The following is an 18,328-nucleotide window of genomic DNA, read 5'->3' as shown; positions in this document are numbered from 1 at the left end:
CTAAAGCGAAAGATGACGCAAGCATTATACATCCCGGAGGAGACCCTGTGTGCCTGGCTACAAGAAGATCTCGGCCACGGCGATCTCACCAGCGAGCTGACCCTGCCCCCCAGCGTTGAGGGGGAGGCGGTGATCCTGGCCAAGGAGCCAGGGATCCTAGCTGGCCTGGAAATTGCCAGGCGGGTTTTCCGGCTGGTGGATCCCCAGCTAGTGTTCGCCTCCCAGGTAGAGGAGGGAGCCTCTGTTGTCGCTGGCCAGGAGGTAGTCCAGATCAAGGGATCCCTGCGGGGCATTCTGGCGGCAGAACGGCTGGCGCTGAACCTTCTCCAAAGGCTTTCCGGCATTGCCACCCTCACCCGCACCTACGTAGAGGCGCTGCGGGGAACCTCAACCCAGCTTCTGGACACCCGCAAAACTACCCCCGGCTTGCGCGCCCTGGAGAAATACGCCGTGCGGGTAGGGGGCGGCAAAAACCACCGCTTTGGCCTCTTCGACGGCATCTTGATTAAGGAAAACCACATTCGCGGTGCCGGCGGCATCTTGGCAGCCGTCCAGCGGGCCAAAGCAGGTGCCCCCCACCACCTCAAGGTCGAGGTTGAGGTGCGCAACCTCCAAGAGCTGGAGGAGGCTTTGGCGGCAGGCGCCGATCTCATCCTTCTCGATAACTTCCCCTTGGAGCAGATCCGGGCTGCCGTTCAACGGGTAGGGGGGAAAGTTCCCCTAGAAGCCAGCGGCAACATGAACCTAGAGCGCGCCCGGAAAGCGGCGGAGGCAGGCGTTGACTACATCAGTGTGGGGGCCCTGACTCACTCGGCCAAGGCCCTGGATCTCTCCTTGCTCGTGGTGCGGCCCTGAGGTTTGCCCCAGGGAGCGCTGTTTCTAATGCTAGGCTAGGTAACGATCCCGCCTAAAGCAGGAAGGCCAGTTGCTGCCTGCTGGCAACTTCTCCTTAGCCCCGCACCAGTCCAGCTCTGCACCCGTGGCCGGCCCAGCCAAAACAGAAGGTTCACCATGACCCAAGAAACCCTTGTCCAGGAAATTGCTCGACTCAAGCAGGAAAGGCAGGCCGTTATCCTAGCCCACTCCTACCAACTCCCCGAGGTGCAGGAAGTGGCGGACTTTGTGGGAGACTCGCTGGGCCTGGCCCGTGAGGCGCAGAAGACGAACGCCCAGGTCATCGTCTTTGCGGGCGTCCACTTCATGGCCGAAACGGCAGCCATCCTCAACCCGGAAAAGACGGTGCTGCTGCCGGATCTGGAGGCTGGCTGCTCCCTAGCTGACAGCATCCGCCCGGAGGATGTGCAGCGCTGGAAAGCGGCCAACCCAGAAGGCCTGGTGGTTGCCTACGTCAACACCGCTGCCGAGATCAAGGCCCTAGCCGATGTCTGCGTAACCAGCGCCAACGCCGTTCAAGTGGTGGCTAGCCTGCCGCCAGATCGCCCTATCTTTTTTGTGCCGGATATGTTCCTGGGGGCCTATGTAGCCCAGGCAACGGGGAGGGAGCTGGATCTATTCCCCGGCGAGTGCCACGTTCATGTCGGCATCCGTGAGGAGCACCTCAAGGCAATGGCAGAGAGGCACCCAGAGGCGGAGTTCCTCATCCACCCCGAGTGCAGTTGTGGCTCCAGTTGTCTATTTCTCAAGCCGGACGCCAAGCTCCTTTCTACCGAGGGGATGGTGCGTTATGCCAAAACTTCGGCCAGCCGCGAGTTTGTGGTCGCCACCGAAGTGGGCATTCTCCACCGGCTGCAAAAAGAGGCCCCCGATAAGACCTTTATCCCCGTCAAGGCGGACGCCGTCTGCGAGTATATGAAAAAAATTACCCTGGAGAAGATCTACCGCTCCCTAGTGGAGATGCGCTACGTGATCCAGGTGCCGGAGGCGGTGGCCGAAAAAGCCCGCAAGTCCATCCTGGCCATGCTGTCAGTGCCCGCCGGAGCCTAGAGGTGGAGGGGAAGAACGGGGCGCCGCCCTTGTTAGAAACAGACCTGTTGATCCTGGGAGCAGGGGTGGCGGGGGTGTACGCAGCCCTGTGGGCCGAAGCCCAGAGGGCGACAACTCTGGTGGTAAGCAAGGATCCCCTTCCCTCTGGCTCTACCCCTTGGGCGCAGGGTGGGGTGGCTTTTCCTGTGGATGAGGCGGACGTAGAAGCCCATATCCAAGACACCTTGCAAGCGGGCCGCGGCCTGGTGGAAGAAAAGGTGGCTCGCTCCATTGTGGAGGAAGCACCCTTGCACCTGGAGAGACTTTTGCGCTGGGGCCTTCCTTTCCATCCCCAACCTGTCCGGGAAGGGGGCCACTCCCAAGCGCGGGTACGCCATCTGGGGGGGGATCGGAGCGGACTGTGGCTTCTGAGAGGTTTGCTGGCTCGCCTCAACAGGCTGCCTTTGCAGGGCTACACAGCCCTAAGCCTTTTGCTGGCGGGGGACAGGGTAGGGGGGGCCTTGCTGCTTGGCCCTGAAGGGCCGGTGGAGGTGAGGGCCGGGGCAGTTCTCCTGGCTACGGGAGGATTTGGCAGCCTTTTCCCCGTCTCGACAGCTCCCCCGGGGGCCACCGGCGACGGAATGGTGCTGGCCTGGCGGGCAGGGGCCACTCTCAGGGATCTGGAGTTTGTGCAATTTCACCCCACGGCCTTGCCCAATGGAGCGCTGGTGAGCGAGGCAGTAAGAGGAGAAGGGGCTGTTCTCCTCAACGCCTTGGGGGAGCGTTTTATGCCTCGCTATGCGGAGCTGGGAGAGCTGGCGCCGCGGGATGTGGTAGCTCGGGCCGTTTTCTGGGAGCGGCAGCAGACAGGGGGAACCTACCTGGATCTGCGGGTCGTCGAACATCTGGAGGAGCGCTTTCCCACCGTTGTTGCCTCTGCCCGCGCCTTGGGGCTGGATCCCACGAAGGATCTGCTCTCAGTTGTTCCCGCGGCTCACTACGTGATGGGTGGGATCCGAACGGACACTTTCGGCTTCACCGGCCTGCCGGGCCTTTATGCTGCTGGAGAGGTGGCTTCCACGGGCCTGCACGGGGCCAATCGCTTGGCTTCCAACAGCCTCTTGGAAGGGCTGGTCATGGGCAAGCGGGCCGCCTTGGCTGCCTTGCAAGATTTGGGAGAGGTGAGCTTTCCCCGACAGCTGCAGAGGCTACCCGTTCTGGCGACGTCTCCCGACATCCTGCCGGCTCTCAGGCATCGAGTTGGGGAAGCTTTGGGCGTTGTGCGGGAGGGAACACGGCTGCGGGCTTTTCTGACCTTTGTCAAGGCACTTCCCCTGCAGGAAAAGCCTTGGGCCACCCGGGAAGAGGCCGAGGCAGGCAGTCTGCTTTTGCTGGCCCGTCTGGTAGCTCAGGGGGCGCTGCTGCGGGAGGAAAGCCGCGGGGCCCATTTCCGCGAGGATTTTCCTCAGGAAGGGGAGCCTTTCCATACGGAGGTGCGCGGTTCAACTTTTTTCCGGAGACCTCTTGATGCTACGCATTGCTAACGGCAACAGGCATTCCACTCATGGTGAAAGACGCCCGGCCTGTCGATGCGCTCGAAGGTGTGGGCCCCGAAGAAGTCCCGCTGGGCTTGGGTGAGGTTCTGGGGCAGGTTGGCGGTACGGTAGCTGTCGTAGTAGGCCAAAGAAGCGCTGATGGCCGGGAAAGTGCTCCGCACCACTGACGCGAACGGGATTCCCAAGGCAGCCGCTGTGGACACCACCCGCCGCCAGGATCCCTGCCGTTCCTGGAGGGCCTGCTTAAACTCCTCATCTGCCCAGTCTACGCGGGTGTAGTGTTTCTAGTATCGACGAAATCTTCAAGTAGAGCCAGTATAAGCTGCCTCGGTGAGGGAGGATTCCTGGTAAAGGCGGGTGGCAGGAGGAAATCCACAGGCGCTGCCATCTTTGTGGATCACTTTCTCTTCCCAGGGCAGGCGATAGGCCCCATTCACCAAATCCTGCATGTAAAATCCTGCATGTAGGTGTAGGGGCAATCTTGGGCTCCGCCTTTGACGGCCACATAGCCACGGTGTCCGAATTGATAAATGTTGTTTTCCACACCCCAATGGATGCGAGCTTCCCGCACCAAATCTGGGCGCACTTCGCCAGTAATGATTTCATCAGGGCGATGGGATCCCATGACCAGGGGGGTGCCATCAAAGTTGCAGATCATGCCCTCCCCCATAGAATCAAACGTGCCATCCGACCCACACATACACACCGAGGCCGTCACCATCAAATTGCAAAAGGCATTGGCCTGATTGGTAATTTGCCAACTGTGGCGAATGGGGGCAGTATATCCGGCAGTGCGCAACATAATCTCGGCCCCTTTGTAGGCACACTCGCGGGCCATTTCTGGAAACATGCCATCATGACAAATGATCAGGGCAATCTTTGAGCCATTCGGGCCATCACAGACAGGGATCCCTAAATTTCCCGGCTCCCAAGGTTCGACGGGAACCCAAGGATGCAGCTTGCGATAGTACAGTTGTAGGTTCCCTCGATTGTCGAGAATAATGCCGCTGTTATAGGGATTACCCTGCGGGTTGTATTCCATGATTGAGAAGCAGCCCCAAATATCGTTCTCTCAGCAGGCGGCACTGAAGGCAGCTACCTCTGGTCCATCCAGTCGGCACATGATCTCCGGATTAGTGTCCATCGACAGGCCGTGCAGAGAGTACTCCGGAAAGACCACCAAATCCATGCTGGGCATGCTGCGGCGAGCCTTCCCCACCATACTGACTATCTTTTGGGTTTGCGCCGCCAGATCATCGGGAGTAACCACATTGGGTAGCTGCAGTTGCACCAGTCCCAATACAACACCGTTGGGAGTTTTATTCAGGCCACCGAGTCCACTCATGATCAAATCCTTTGCTGATGAAGATGGAATGGGTTAGAGAGTTAGTCGAATGGATTTAAGAACTTGTAAAAGCCGATGTATCGATTTGCTATCTAGCAATCCCAGCTTAGGTAGATAATGGTAGGTAATGGGTGAACCTTGCTGTAACAAGATAAATTGGTAGTCTTCTCCATTTGTAGCTAATCCCCAAACAAATTCTTGATTTTTTATTCCTTTGTAAGCATAGGTCAATAATTGGGGGATGGCCAGGCTTGTAGCTACTGTTCCTCCCTTGGTTTCTATCACGAGGATCCAAAAGCTCTCTCTTGCTCCTCTTCTAATGGCGAGTAAGTCTACACGACCTTTGATGGCAACTTGGCCTTCTTCCTCCTCAACGATAATATCGGCAATATTTTCTTCTAGATTAATTTTGATGTCGCTCGATAGAAAGCCTGCCAGTTTGAGAAGTGGAGAAACAAACAGAAATTTGACTTGCCCTTCATTCAGAGTGTCATCGGCCAGATAGCTAAAATACAATTCCTGGAGTTGGGTCAGCTCCTCAATCTCCCGTTCAGTCAAAGGGGGTAAGTCCAGTTTTTCCTCGAACTCTAAAGAATCTCCCCGACACAGCCCTAAGAGCTCGTGAACCTCTCTCAGAGTCAGGGTATTGGCAGGTCGGGTTTGTACAGCGGTCATAACCAGGGATCCCTAAATCGGGTTCACTTCGACTATAGCCAGTCGGCTACTTCCCGGTGCCCAAGGCCCCAGGCATGCCTGCCAGGGTTCGCCGCGGAGAACTGGTCAGGATCATGATCCCCAAGGTCAGCACGTAGGGAGCGGCATTCCACAGGTAGTAGTTGGACTGCACACCCACCGACTGCAAGGCTGGCCCAATCGCCTGAGCTCCGCCGAACAAAAAAGCAGCCAATAAACACTGCAACGGGTTCCACTTGGCAAAGATCACCAGGGCCACGGCCATCAAGCCTTGTCCGCTGGAAATGCGTTCTGTCCAACTGCCGGGGTAGTATAGGGACAGGTAAGCTCCTCCCACGGCTGCCAAGAAGCTGCCTGCCATGATGCACAGAGCCCTTACCTTGGGCACCGAGATCCCCATGGCCCGTGCTGCATCGGGGTTGTCGCCCACAGCCCGCACGAATAGGCCCCAACGAGTGGAGCGAAAGAACCAGTGCATGACAAAGGCCAGGAGGATCCCCAGCAGCAGAAGTGGGCTCAGTTTTAGGGCAGCTTGAATGGCAGGACTGCTGCTCCAATTTCCCAACTCAAAGGCAGGTAGCCGGGGGGCTGCGGGCTGAATGAAGGGTTTGCCCAGGTAAAAGGCCATTCCACTGCCAAAGATGATCATAGCAATGCCCACCGCAACATCGTTAACCCGAGGTTGTTGGGCCAAAAAGGCGTGGATCCCTCCCAAGGCTAAACCGGCAAACCCGGCCACCAATACCCCTAACCAAGGCGCGACCACACTGCCTGCCGTGTTTTGGGTGAGGAAGGAGATGGCGTAGGCGCTCATTGCCCCCATCAACAGGGATCCCTCTAGGCCGAGGTTGATTTTGCCGCTTTTTTCCGTCAGACACTCCCCCAAGCTGACGAACAAAAAAGGCGCACTTCCCCGCAAGGTTCCGGCGATCACCGCCAAGGGGATCCCCCACCATCCTAGGGCTTCTGTTTCCATCTGAGTTTTTCTCCTGACCACTGAATTGGTTACTTGACCAAATCATTGCTACTTCGGGGGCCAGTTATCTAGGCTGGTTCTGAGGGTTCTCGATCCCGAAAAAAGTCGAAGCGCCCGTAGAGGGATTCGCTGTAGAGAATCAGCAAAAAGACAATGCCCTGAAACACCAACACAGTAGCATCCGGCAAATTGTGGGAGCGCTGCAAAATGCTGCCGCTGGCCAGGATCCCTCCCAGGAGGATAGCCATCGCCACTGCTGCGGCTGGGTTTTGTCGAGCGACAAAGGCCACCAGAACGCCGCTGTAGCCATAGCCCACAGTCAAGGACTCATTGACCCGCCCGTGTACGGCAGCCACCTCTACCATGCCCGCCAAGCCGGCACAGGAGCCGGCCAGAAAGGTGATTAACAGTGTGAGTTTACCGACAGCAATCCCCACCATTCGGGCCACCTTTGGGTTACCCCCTATTATGCGCACCGAAAAACCCAACGTGGTGTGTTGAATCAACACATAGGCAACCAGGCAGGCAACGATGCCATAGACCAAGCCGAAGTGGATGCGGGTGCCCCATAGCCGACCCAACATGTTGACCTCGTCAATGGCAAAGCTGGAGGGCTTGCTCAAGAAACTGGGATCCCGCAGCGGCCCCCCCACCCAATGGTTCATCAGGGCAATGGCAATGTAGTTCATCAACAGGCTGCTGATGGTTTCATTCACACCCCGGTAGTGGCGCAGTGCCCCCACCACCATGATCCACAGGCCACCGGCCACCATGCCCGCCAAGGCCATCAGGAAAACGACCACGGGTGGAGCCAGGGATCCCGCCCACAGCCCCATCGCCACAGCTGCCACCCCCCCCATCACCAGAGCTCCTTCATTGCCGATGATCACCAGCCCCATGCGGGCCGGCAGGATGGTACACAGGGAGGTGAGCATCAGGGGAGCCGCCCGTTGCAGAGTATTTTGCCAAGAGAACCAACTGCCGAAGGCAGCTCTATAGATGGAGCCATAGACGGCGAAGGGATTTGCGCCGGCCATGGCACAAAACAAGCCGAAGATCAACAGCGAGGCCAACAAAGCCCCAAAGGGCAGTAGGATCGGCTCAAGGCTGGAGCGCCACCGCAGCGGAACCGAGCGGGAAACAGCAGAAGAGGTGGTAGCCATCAGCTAGAGATACTCCCGATCACGCCTTCCACCAGGTAGTCCATGGATTCCAGCTCGATTGCCCGCTGGCCGTATTCCACTCCGGCAGGGATCACCTCTTTGCCGGTATTGTCTTTGAGAGGGCCTTTGTAAATGACCAACGAGCCAGCTTGCAACTGGGCAAGGGCCGCTTCTCCAGCTTTTTTGGCCTCATCGCTGGCTGCCGGTCCCCAGGGAGAAGTTTTAATGAATTTCTCTTTGATACCCCCCCGAATGAGGTGGGGGATCCCACCGTTCATCAGGGTTTTGCCCGCCTGGATGGCTTCGGCAAGCTGGGTATAGACGCTTGTCCAGTTGTATTCAGCGCCCGTCAAATAGCCCTTGGGAGCCAGCGCCGCTTGGCTGGTGTTGTGACCACAGCTCATCAGACCTCGCCGCTCTGCTGTTTCGATAACGATTTTGGGACTGTCCACATGGCAGGTGAGCACATCGATGCCTTGGTCGGCCATGCTGTTGGCAGCTTCTGCCTCTTTGACAGGTAGAGCCCAATCTCCCGTAAAGATCACCTGAGTGGTGATGTTGGGGTTGACACTCTTGGCTCCTAAGGTAAAGCTGTTGATGTTGCGCAACACAATGGGAATGGGTTTGGCGGCGATAAACCCAAGGCGGTTGCTTTTGGTCATGGAACCGGCCAGCACCCCGTTGATGTAGTGGCCTTCATCCAAGTAGCCGAAGTAGCTACCGACGTTTTTCGGATGCACTCCCTCAATGTAAAGTCCACCGGCGTGAAAGAATTGTACCTCTGGATATTCCTTGGCTACCCGCAGGATATGGGGATCGTAGTAGCCAAAAGAAGTGGGAAAGAGTACCGTTGCCCCATCTTGCTCGATCATGGCCCGCATGGTTTCTTCCACGGCCACCGTTTCCGGCACATTTTCTTCTTCAACGGTTTTCACCCAAGGTAGGCTGGACAAGCCAACTTTTCCCTCTGCATGGGCCTGGTTCCAGCCAAAGTCATCTTTGGGGCCAACGTAAATAAAGCCGATGGTGATCTCTTTCTTGTTCTGGGCCTGGGCACGCCACAACTGTGAGGTCAAGGTGATGGCAGCGGCGGCAGCACCAGAGCGAAGGAGCTGCCTACGAGTGTACAGATGACGAAACAATGGCCGGCTCATGTTGAGAATCCTATTCGTGAATAAGCTTTCTGGAAAGACGAGACCCAGCAGACTCGGTGAGGTTCTGAACCTCTGCTGAACCCCTGGCAGCAACTACTGGATTTATATAGCCTCTATCGAGAAGTTTTGGTAGTCTAAATTACAGTTTTCTCGATTCTTTGATGCTTCACTTTATGCTGGCAAAAGTCCTTCCCGCTCACCCAAAGTTCGGTTAGCCCGTTTTTGGCACTGATAACATTCTCAAGTCTGATGAGTTTTGCGAGTGGGTTTTATGGGTTTTCAATGGCAAGAGGTTGTTGTTCTGGCCGGCCCGGATCTGGTTCCCCATCGCTGCTCCCGCTTCGGGGTAGAACAAGACACCGTTACCTGCATGGAACTGGGGGATCCCATTGTTGGGTTGGGACAGGGATCCTGGGTGATTTTGCCGGCTTTCACCAACAGCCACACCCACATAGGGGATAGCTGTCTGCCGGATGGGGCGACAGGCCTGACTTTGGAAGAGGGGTTCTTCCGACCTGACGGCTACAAATATCGAGAGTTAGCCAAACAGTCGCCGCAACAGCACCTGGAACACATCGCCGCTCACCTGCGCTACATGGCGGCAACGGGCACCATCCGACACATCGATTTTCGCGAGCAGGGGGTCTACGGCTGCCAACTGTTGCGGGAAGCTGCAGCCCAAACCGGGATCCACTCAGTGATCTTGGGCCAGTTTGAGAGCCTCCCTTTCAGTGAGGAGCAATTGCGGCAAAATCGGGATCCCTTAAACCCCCAAGCCTATCAAGAATTGCAAGAGATTCTGGCAGTAGCAGATGGATTTTCCGAGAGCACCCTGAACGATTTGACGGAACCCGCCTGGCGGCAGATCCACGACCTGACCGAGAAAATGGGCAAGCTGCGGGCCATCCACTGTCTGGAAAATGAGGGGTATCGAGAGGTCAGTCTGGCCATCGCCGGACGGGGAGATTTGGAGCGTGCTCTTGATTTTTACCGTCCCCATTTGGTGATTCACGCAACGGTGGCCAACGCAGCGGAAATTCAATTGCTCTCCCGGCATCGGGTGAATGTCGTTTTGAACCCACGGGCCAATGCCAACTTGGGACTGCCTCTCCCGCCGATTGCCCGCCTGCTGGAGAGTGAGGCCAATCTCTTGCTAGGCACCGACAACGGACTTTTGAATAGCCCGAACCTTTTGGCAGAGCTGGATTTCACCTACAAAGTGGCCAAAAGCCAGTTTGGAGATGCGGTGCGCCCTGATCCAGTCGAGATTTTGAAGATGGTGACCAGCAACATCCGACATTTACGGCCTCTACTGGGATCCGATGTGTACGGCTATTTGGATGTGGGGCTGCCCGCCGATTTGGTGGTGCTGGACTTCACCCGTCCTCATTTGCGGGCCAGTCGTCATCTAATTGCGTCGATTCTCACTCGGGTTACCCCGGCAGATGTGGTGCTGACGATGCGGCAGGGCCAGGTACTGTGGCGGGATCCCCAGCGGGTCAACTGATGTCGAAGCTGCGACTGGGAAAAGCTGGTGAAATGCGATTATTCCTGTCTATTTCTGGAAGCGATGTAGGCTCGCCACCCCCCCCAAGCGGTGATGTCCAATTGCCCCTCACACAGGTAGGGTTCGGCTAGGATCCCCAGCACTTCCTCCCCTTCTGCCAAAAGAATGCGGCCCACTGACAAGCCTGGCGGCTCTTGCAAAAGGAGTTGACCCAACCCATGGGCAGGGATTTCCCAAATCTCCAGAGCAATTGCAGAACCGCCCTGGCAAACCCGTACCATGCCTGGATAAAGACCGTCGATGGACCAAAGCCGATAACAAGCGGCTGTTTGGGCTTCCCGCACAAAGCGACCCCCAATTTGCAGTAGGTTCTCATTGAGGGGTAGCCCCCGCATCAGGGTGCCATTCACGGCCAATTTAATGTCCATATCAAATCAAACTCAAACAGATTCTCCTTCGCCTCCAGATCCCCGGCCAGAGAGGGATCCCAAGACCTCCTCATGCTACCCGTTGCTAACGGGAACAGGTGCTCCACTCATGGTGAAAGACGCCCGGCCTGTCGATGCGCTCGAAGGTGTGGGCGCCGAAGAAATCCCGCTGGGCCTGGGTGAGGTTCTGGGGCAGCTCGGCGGTGCGGTAGCTGTCGTAGTAGGCCAGGGAGGCGCTGATGGCCGGGATCGGGATCCCCAAGGCTGCTGCAGTGGCCACCACTCGCCGCCAGGATCCCTGCCGTTCCTGGATGGCCCGCTTAAACTCCTCATCCAAAAGGAGGTTGACTAGCTCCGGATCCCTTTGGTAGGCCGACTGGATTTTGCCCAGGAGGCGGGCGCGGATGATACAGCCCCCCTTCCAAATGCGAGGGATCTCGCTGAAGGTGTACACATAGCCGTGGGCAACGGTGGCTTGCCTGAGCAGGGCCATCCCCTGGGCATAGGAGCAGATCTTGGAACAATAGAGAGCGGCGCGCAGATCCTGAAGGAAGCTGTCGGGATCCCCTTCCAAGGTTGTTCCTGGCCCTGGCAACTGCTGGGAGGCGGCCACCCGTTCCTCTTTCATCGACGAGAGGATGCGAGCCTGCACTGCCGCCTCAATGGTGGGCACCGGCACCCCAAGATCCAGGGCGTCCTTGACCGTCCACAGGCCCGTGCCCTTCTGCCCCGCCTTGTCCAAAATGAGATCCACCAGCGGCTTGCCCGTCTCCGGATCCAGCGTCCCCAAGATCTTGGCGGTAATCTCAATCAAAAACGACTCCAGCTCCGTCTCGTTCCAGGCCTGGAAGATCTCCTGCATCTGGGGGGCTGACAGCTTCAGCCCCCTGCGCATGAGGTCGTAGGCCTCGGCAATCAGTTGCATGTCGCCGTATTCGATGCCGTTGTGCACCATCTTCACGTAGTGCCCACCCCCTTTAGGCCCCAGGTAGGTGACGCAGGGGCCATCGGGCACTTGAGCGGCAATTTTGGTGAGGATGGGCTCCAGTTGCCGATAGGCTTCCAAGCTGCCGCCGGGCATGAGGCTGGGGCCGTTGAGGGCACCTTCTTCCCCGCCGCTCACCCCCATGCCGACAAAGTGGATCCCGCTGGCTTCTAGGACCTCGGCGCGCCGGTCGGTGTCCCTGTAGAGGGAGTTGCCGCCATCGATGAGGATGTCGCCTGGCTCCAGCAGGGGCTTAAGCTCGTCGATGATGGCATCCACCGGCGGGCCTGCCTTAACCATGATCAAGATTTTGCGGGGCCGCTCCATCAGTTGCACCAATTCCGGCAAGCTGTAGGCGGGGGTAATCTGCTTGCCTTGGGCCCTCCCTTGGATAAACTGCTCGGTTTTGGCGCGAGTTCGGTTGTAGACGACAACCGGAAAGCCATTGCGCTCGACGTTGAGGGCCAGGTTTTCCCCCATTACCGCTAGGCCAATGACCGCGAAGCTGGGCTTGCTCATGGTGGGGCAGGGTAACACCTCCCCCAATCTAAGGGGCGATCCGGCCAAGAGGGTTCAGGGATCCTGTTTTCTTCACCTTTTTTTGCCGGCTTTCAAGGACAGCCCAGACTCGCGCGGGTGGAAACCCCGGTTATGGGATGGGATCCCTCTGCTCGCTGGCACAGTTGCCGCAGGGCTGCCCTATCCACGTAGGCGTCGCTAAAGTCGGCGCCGGCAATCTGCGCCCCATCCCAAACGGCCCGCGCGGCGATTGCCCCCCTGAGGTTGGCCCCCCTGAGATCGGCGCCCGCTAGGTTGGCCAGATCCAGCAGGCTGTTGCTGAGATCTGCCCCCGCCAGCTTGGCTCCTGCCAGGTTGGCTTTGGTGAAGGCCACGCCGGCCAGGTTGGCCCCCTGCAAGTCGGCACCCTGCAGGTTGGCGCTGACAAAGCTACTGCCCCGCCAGTCCTGACCCGACAGATCCTGCCCCTGCAGATCGGCGTTGCTGAAGTTGAGACGGGTCTGGCCACCCGCCGGGGATCCCCACAGGCCCCACAGCAGCAGCGTTGCCCCCAGCAGGATCCCCAGGGGGATCCGCATCTGGGATCCCCTCTTGGCTTTTGCTGCCTCAGGACGCTTCAAAGCGCTCAACTTCTTCCGCGAGTTCTTATCATGCTGGTATGAAAGTAGCTTACTTTGACTGCGCAGCAGGCATTGCCGGCGACATGTGCCTGGGGGCGCTGCTGGATTGCGGGGTGCCCCTGGAGTATCTCAACCAGCAGCTCCAGGCCTTGGGCATCGGGGGAGAATACAGCCTGCAGGTGAGTCGCGTGCAGCGCTGTGGGCAGCCTGCCCTGCAGGCGGTGGTGGAGGTGCTGGACGGATCCCCGCCCCCCCGTTCCTGGTTGGAGATCCAGGCTTTGATTGCCGGATCCCACTTGGCCCCCGCAGTCAAGGCCCGCAGCCTCAAGGTCTTTGAGAAGCTGGCCCAGGCGGAGGCAAAGGTTCACCAGGTGCCCCTGGAAAAAGTGCATTTCCACGAGGTGGGGGCCGTCGATGCCCTGGTGGATATCGTCGGCACCTGTGTTGGCCTGGAGTGGCTACAGGTGGAGCGGGTGATCTCCTCTCCCCACCCCATTGGCGGCGGCTGGGTGGACACTGAGCACGGCAAGCTGGCCGTGCCGGTGCCGGCGGTGATTGAGCTGTGGGAAATGGGACGGGTGCCAGTGTTTAGCAATGGCGTAGAAGCCGAGCTGGTCACCCCCACCGGCGCGGCCTTGGCGGTGGCGCTGGCAGAAGCGTTTGGGCCCTGTCCGCCGCTGCGGTTGGAAAAAGTGGGGCGTGGGGCCGGCAGCCGCGAGCTGCCCATTCCCAACATCTTTCGTCTCTGGATTGGCCAGTCCCAGGGGGAAGAGCCGACCGAGATCGTCTCGGTGTTGCAAACTCAGATTGACGATCTCAACCCTCAAGTGATTGCCTATACCTGCGAGCAGTTGCTGGCCCTAGGTGCCTGGGACGTGTTTACCCAGCCCATCACCATGAAGCAAGGGCGGCCGGGAGTGTTACTGACGGTGATCTGCCCGCCGGAGCGGGTGCCGGAGTGCCAAGATCTCATCTTCCGGGAAACCACCACCCTGGGCATCCGCCACTCCCAGCAGCAGCGCACCGTCCTGGAGCGAAGGATCGAGCGGGTGGAAACCCCCTACGGCCTGGTGGACATCAAGGTGGCCTGCCGCCACGGCCACATCGTCAACGCCCAGCCGGAGTTTCGCGACTGTGTGGCCCGCGCCCAAGAGTTCCGCGTGCCGGTCCAGACGGTGTGGCTGGCAGCCCAAGCGGCCTGGCAAAAGCGGCTGCAGGGGGATCCCGCCTAAGAAGGTTGGGCCTTGGACAAGCGCATGCTCGTGCATAAGATCTGGCTGGATATAAGGATTTATGGAGCCAGATCGGAAATGTTCCAGAGTAGGCAACGGGGCTCTTCCTCAGATTCCCGATGGATTGGCTCCTGTTGGACAGAGATGCGGATCCCTGACCTGCTAGCCTGAAAAATATCAATACCCCGCGCTCTTGCCGACAACCGCAACCATGGAATCCCAAGCCGCCCAATTTAACTTCGACCGCCAACTCTGGGATCGCTTTATCAGCGTAGCGCAACCCTACTTCTACCCGCGGGTGCGCTACGGGGGCTGGATCTTCTTCGGCTTGCTAGCAGCATCCATGGTGTTTGTGGTTGCCCTCATGTTTTTTGTCGAGATTGGGGTAACCCTGGTTGGACAGGCTCTTTTTCCAGAGTTCTTCCGCACCCTAGCAGCAGGCTTGGTCGAGCAAACAGAGAGGAATTTAGCCTCGCCGGTGCTATGGGTGGCCGCAGCCAGTTTGGCCCTGAGCAGCCTGGCCTTTGGGCTGGTGTGGCGCCAGATTTGCCGCCGTTGGCTGCAATGGGTGCTGCTGACCTTTTTGCTGTTCCTGTCGCTAACGGTAAACCGGCTGAACGTGATGATCAGCTTTATCTTCCGGTTTATCGACACGGCTCTGCAGCAAAAAGAAGAGAGCACCTTCTGGCAATTTTTGATCATCTATGGCGTGCTGATCATCTCCGCCATCCCCATTTTGGTTATTTACCGATATACACGGCTAAAGCTGGCCCTGTTTTGGCGGGAATGGCTGACCGACTACTTTCTGGATCGCTACTTTGATCGGCGGGCCTACTACGAGCTGGATTCCAACGCCGCTAACACAGAGATCGATAACCCTGACCAGCGCATCTCGGAAGATGTACGCTCGTTTACCGGCACCACTCTTTCTTTTTTGTTGGATATTCTTGACTCCATCCTCACCCTCTACGCCTTTACTGGGATTCTCTACAGCATTTCCCGCCCCCTAGCGGTGGGGCTGGTTATCTATGCTACCATCGGCACCGGGATCGCCATTTTGGCCGGCCGCAAGCTGATTAAAATTAACTTCGATCAACTGCGCTACGAGGCCGACTTCCGCTACAGCCTAGTCCACGTGCGGGACAACGCCGAGTCCATTGCTTTTTACCAAGGGGAAGACCTGGAGCTGAGACAGATCTTGAACCGCTTTGCTGCCGCCTTGCGCAACTTTAATTTGCTGATCATCTGGCAGGCCATTATCGACATTTTTCAGTACGCCTATAACTATTTCACTCGCATTGTGCCCTACGTAATTGTGGCCCCCCTTTACTTTAGCGGCGTGCGCGATTTCGGCATCATTACCCAGGCTACCATCGCCTTTAGCCAGGTGCTGAGCGCCCTTTCGATTGTGGCCAACCAGATCCAGAGCATCTCCAGCTTTGCCGCCGGGATCAACCGCCTGGGATCCTTTTACGAAGCTTTGGAGAATCCTGCCCTGCGCCAGCTGCGCCCTCGAGAAAGTACCATCCAAACCCGCATTGCTCCCCAACTGGCCCTGCAGCAGGTGACTTTGCTAACGCCTAATTCGGAACGAACCCTGGTGCGGGATTTGTCCTTGACTTTAGAGGCGGGCCAACGGCTGCTGATTGTGGGAGCCAGCGGCAGCGGCAAGAGCTCCCTCCTGCGGGCCATTGCCGGCCTGTGGAACAACGGCCAGGGATCCATTGCCCGCCCCGATACCACCGAGATGCTCTTCCTGCCGCAAAAGCCCTACATGCTGCTGGGATCCCTGCGGGATCAACTGCTCTACCCGGGCCGCCGCCGGGATCTTAGCGACGCAGATCTCCTCCGGGTTTTGGCCCAGGTGAACCTGGCCGATTTGCCGGAGCGGGTGGGCGGCTTCGACGTGGAGAAAGATTGGGCTAGCACCCTCTCTTTGGGCGAACAGCAGCGCTTGGCCTTTGCCCGCATTTTGATTACTCAGCCCCGCTACGCCATTTTGGACGAGGCCACCAGCGCCCTGGATGTGGCCAACGAAAAGCTGCTCTACCTGCAACTGCAGCACCTCAACACCACCTACGTCAGTGTCGGCCACCGACCCACTCTCCTGGCCTACCACGATCTGGTCTTGGAGCTGCAGGGCAACGCTGCTTGGAAGCTCTGGTCGGCGGCAGACTACGGCGCCCGCCTGGCGCTGGCCGGCTAGAGATGCTGCCGCAGCTCTCAATCTGCGGCGGCACCCCTCACCCCCATCCCCTCTCCCTCTGGGAGAGGGGGGCAGGCTGTTCTAACCCCAACCCACAGAACTGGACGCGACCCAGGGGAGATGCTACCCTGTTTCACAGGTATTCCGACCGGATTACTGGAGAATCAGATGACTCCCTTTGCCGCCTCTGAGGCCAAGCGCTCCAAGGTGGAGCAGATCAAAGCAGATAGCCACTTCCTGCGGGATCCCTTGCAGCAGGAGTTGGCCCAAGACACCACCCACTTCAGCGAAGCGGCGGTGCAGGTGCTCAAGTTCCACGGTGTCTACCAGCAGGACGACCGGGATCTGCGGCAGCAGCGAAAGCAGGAGGGACTGGAGCGGGCCTACCAGATGATGCTGCGCACCCGCATTCCGGGGGGGCATGTGCCGCCACAGCTTTACTTGACCCTGGATCGGCTGGCGGAGGAGTACGGCAACGGCACTTTGCGGGCCACCACCCGGCAGACCTTTCAATTACACGGGATCCTGAAGAAAAATCTCAAGGCCACAGTGGCCAGCATTATTCGGCAGATGGGATCCACCCTGGCCGCCTGTGGAGATGTTAACCGCAACATCACGGCGCCGGCTGCCCCCTACAAGAACCGGCCTGCCTACCGCTATGCCCAGGAGTATGCCCGCAAGCTGGCGGATCTCTTGGCTCCGAAGACTTCTGCCTACTACGAGCTGTGGGTGGATGGGGAGCCAGTTCCCATCCCGCCGGTGGATCCGGAAGTCCGGGAAGCCGAGCAGTTTGTCGGCAATGGGGTAAGGCTGGAAGGGCCGGAGCCTCTGTATGGCCCAGTCTACTTGCCCCGCAAGTTCAAGACCGCCATCACCGTGGCTGGAGAGAACACGGTCGATATCTACGCCCAGGATCTGGGCCTAATTGTGCTCACCGACCGCAAGGGCAACCTCAAGGGCTTCAACATCGTGGTGGGCGGCGGCATGGGGCGCACCCACGGCAAGGAGGAGACCCAACCCCTTTTGGCCCAGAAACTCTGCTTTGCCCCGCCGGAAGCGGTGTACCGGATTTGCCAGGCGGTTTTGGCGGTGCAGCGGGATCACGGCAACCGCTACGACCGCAAGCAGGCGCGGCTGAAGTATCTGGTGCGCGACTGGGGGATCCGCAAGTTTCGCCGCGTGGTCGAGCAGTACCTGGGGGAAAAGCTATTGCCCTTCCGACGGATGCCCAAGTTTGTCCCCAATAGCGACGACTACCTGGGCTGGCACGAGCAGGGGGATGGCCGTTGGTTTTTGGGCCTCTCCATTGAAAATGGCCGCATCCAGGATACGCCGGAGCGGCAGCTGAAAACGGCCCTGCGCAAGATTGTGGAGGAATTTTCCCTGCACCTGCGGCTTACCCCCACGCAGGACGTGATCTTCATCGACATCGAGGAGGGCCAGCGAGAGGCCATTAACCAGATCCTCAAGTCCCACGGGGTGCTCTCCAAAGAGGAGATCCCGGAGCTGGTGCGGCTTTCCATGGCCTGTCCGGCGCTGCCCACCTGTGGCTTGGCCATTACCGAGTCGGAGCGGGCCCTGCCCACCCTGATCCGCCAGTTGGATCAGGTGTTGCGGGAGCTAGATCTGCAGGATTCGCCCTTTTTGGTGCGCATGACCGGCTGTCCCAATGGCTGTGCCCGCCCCTACTTGGCAGAGCTGGGACTGGTGGGATCCGCTCCCGATCACTACCAGATTTGGCTGGGGGCCAGCCCGCAAGGGGATCGCCTGGCTCAGCCGTTTCAGGATCGGGTGCACATCAGCCAAATTGTGCCTTTGATGAGGATTCTCCTGCAGCTCTACAAACAGGAGCGCCACCCCCAAGAGCGCTTTGGCGACTACTGCCACCGGGTGGGGATCCCCTACCTACAGGCCCAGGTGCAGCGGCTCCAGCAGGTTCAAAGCTAAGGGGACTGCCCCTCCCTTCCTCACTGAGGGCAAAGTGGGTCACTGGTTCAGGAGGCTGCTAGGCTTCCAGGGGA

General features: G+C 58.7%; 17 protein-coding genes and 1 pseudogene. 7 read left to right on the top strand and 11 right to left on the bottom strand.

Annotated elements, in window-relative coordinates; genetic code table 11:
- The first annotated feature begins 12 nt into the window (after window positions 1–12).
- The 3 genes from nadC (at window position 13) to GG26_RS00180 (ending at window position 3,467) form a co-directional block, all read left to right on the top strand.
- On the top strand, window positions 13–855 hold the full coding sequence (nadC, locus tag GG26_RS00190; protein WP_414388274.1) for a carboxylating nicotinate-nucleotide diphosphorylase: 843 nt from the start codon (window positions 13–15) through the stop codon (window positions 853–855).
- A gap of 156 nt (window positions 856–1,011) precedes the next feature.
- Complete coding sequence (gene nadA, locus GG26_RS00185; RefSeq protein ID WP_414388272.1) at window positions 1,012–1,944, top strand: quinolinate synthase NadA; 933 nt, start codon at window positions 1,012–1,014, stop codon at window positions 1,942–1,944.
- 29 nt (window positions 1,945–1,973) lie between these two features.
- Window positions 1,974–3,467 carry an L-aspartate oxidase gene (locus tag GG26_RS00180; RefSeq protein ID WP_099812294.1) on the top strand — a complete coding sequence of 498 codons (1,494 nt, stop codon included), beginning with the start codon at window positions 1,974–1,976 and terminating at the stop codon, window positions 3,465–3,467.
- On the opposite strand, the pseudogene GG26_RS00175 reads toward GG26_RS00180, so the two are convergent.
- From GG26_RS00175 to GG26_RS00140, 8 genes and pseudogenes are all read right to left on the bottom strand, one after another.
- Window positions 3,464–3,730 (bottom strand): annotated as a pseudogene (locus GG26_RS00175) (NADP-dependent phosphogluconate dehydrogenase); the annotation flags it as partial. The gene GG26_RS00180 and the pseudogene GG26_RS00175 sit on opposite strands and share 4 nt — an antisense overlap.
- Window positions 3,731–3,781: 51 nt before the next feature.
- Entirely contained in the window at window positions 3,782–3,928 is a 147-nt protein-coding gene (locus GG26_RS00170) for a hypothetical protein (protein ID WP_240527711.1), read from the bottom strand.
- A complete protein-coding gene (locus tag GG26_RS00165; protein ID WP_240527710.1) occupies window positions 3,913–4,521 on the bottom strand; it encodes a nitrilase-related carbon-nitrogen hydrolase in 609 nt (202 codons plus the stop codon). Before GG26_RS00165 ends, GG26_RS00170 begins: the two co-directional genes overlap by 16 nt.
- Window positions 4,522–4,551: 30 nt before the next feature.
- Entirely contained in the window at window positions 4,552–4,824 is a 273-nt protein-coding gene (locus tag GG26_RS00160) for a hypothetical protein (RefSeq protein WP_240527709.1), read from the bottom strand.
- Between the two features lie 33 nt (window positions 4,825–4,857).
- Window positions 4,858–5,499, bottom strand: coding sequence for a restriction endonuclease subunit R (locus GG26_RS00155; RefSeq protein ID WP_099812293.1), 642 nt, complete (start codon window positions 5,497–5,499; stop codon window positions 4,858–4,860).
- A 46-nt stretch (window positions 5,500–5,545) separates the two neighbouring features.
- Entirely contained in the window at window positions 5,546–6,493 is a 948-nt protein-coding gene (locus GG26_RS00150; RefSeq protein WP_099812292.1) for an ABC transporter permease, read from the bottom strand.
- Between the two features lie 68 nt (window positions 6,494–6,561).
- A complete protein-coding gene (locus GG26_RS00145) occupies window positions 6,562–7,656 on the bottom strand; it encodes an ABC transporter permease (protein ID WP_099812291.1) in 1,095 nt (364 codons plus the stop codon).
- Entirely contained in the window at window positions 7,656–8,810 is a 1,155-nt protein-coding gene (locus GG26_RS00140; protein WP_099812290.1) for a BMP family ABC transporter substrate-binding protein, read from the bottom strand. Before GG26_RS00140 ends, GG26_RS00145 begins: the two co-directional genes overlap by 1 nt.
- A 271-nt stretch (window positions 8,811–9,081) precedes the next feature.
- Between GG26_RS00140 and GG26_RS00135 the strand changes: the two genes are divergently transcribed.
- Window positions 9,082–10,317, top strand: coding sequence for an amidohydrolase family protein (locus GG26_RS00135; protein ID WP_099812289.1), 1,236 nt, complete (start codon window positions 9,082–9,084; stop codon window positions 10,315–10,317).
- 38 nt (window positions 10,318–10,355) lie between these two features.
- On the opposite strand, the gene GG26_RS00130 is transcribed toward GG26_RS00135, so the two are convergent.
- From GG26_RS00130 to GG26_RS00120, 3 genes are all read right to left on the bottom strand, one after another.
- Window positions 10,356–10,745 (bottom strand): gamma-glutamylcyclotransferase, encoded by a 390-nt coding sequence (locus GG26_RS00130; protein WP_099812288.1) that lies wholly within the window; start codon window positions 10,743–10,745, stop codon window positions 10,356–10,358.
- An 85-nt stretch (window positions 10,746–10,830) separates the two neighbouring features.
- Window positions 10,831–12,249, bottom strand: a complete 1,419-nt coding sequence (gndA, locus tag GG26_RS00125; RefSeq protein WP_099812287.1) for an NADP-dependent phosphogluconate dehydrogenase — start codon at window positions 12,247–12,249, stop codon at window positions 10,831–10,833.
- Window positions 12,250–12,341: 92 nt separating this feature from the next.
- Window positions 12,342–12,827 carry a pentapeptide repeat-containing protein gene (locus GG26_RS00120; RefSeq protein WP_414388264.1) on the bottom strand — a complete coding sequence of 162 codons (486 nt, stop codon included), beginning with the start codon at window positions 12,825–12,827 and terminating at the stop codon, window positions 12,342–12,344.
- A gap of 80 nt (window positions 12,828–12,907) precedes the next feature.
- Between GG26_RS00120 and larC the strand changes: the two genes are divergently transcribed.
- The 3 genes from larC (at window position 12,908) to GG26_RS00105 (ending at window position 18,254) form a co-directional block, all read left to right on the top strand.
- Window positions 12,908–14,101, top strand: coding sequence for a nickel pincer cofactor biosynthesis protein LarC (gene larC / locus GG26_RS00115; protein WP_099812284.1), 1,194 nt, complete (start codon window positions 12,908–12,910; stop codon window positions 14,099–14,101).
- A 211-nt stretch (window positions 14,102–14,312) separates the two neighbouring features.
- Window positions 14,313–16,307 (top strand): ABC transporter ATP-binding protein/permease, encoded by a 1,995-nt coding sequence (locus tag GG26_RS00110; protein WP_414388262.1) that lies wholly within the window; start codon window positions 14,313–14,315, stop codon window positions 16,305–16,307.
- Window positions 16,308–16,475: 168 nt separating this feature from the next.
- Entirely contained in the window at window positions 16,476–18,254 is a 1,779-nt protein-coding gene (locus tag GG26_RS00105) for an NADPH-dependent assimilatory sulfite reductase hemoprotein subunit (protein ID WP_414388259.1), read from the top strand.
- The last annotated feature ends 74 nt before the right edge of the window (window positions 18,255–18,328 follow it).

Origin of the sequence: Synechococcus sp. 'PEA 65AY6A-5F PE A', assembly GCF_047462575.1 — a bacterium.
Classification (GTDB): domain Bacteria; phylum Cyanobacteriota; class Cyanobacteriia; order Thermostichales; family Thermostichaceae; genus Thermostichus.
This window is presented reverse-complemented; position numbering and strand designations above follow the sequence as displayed.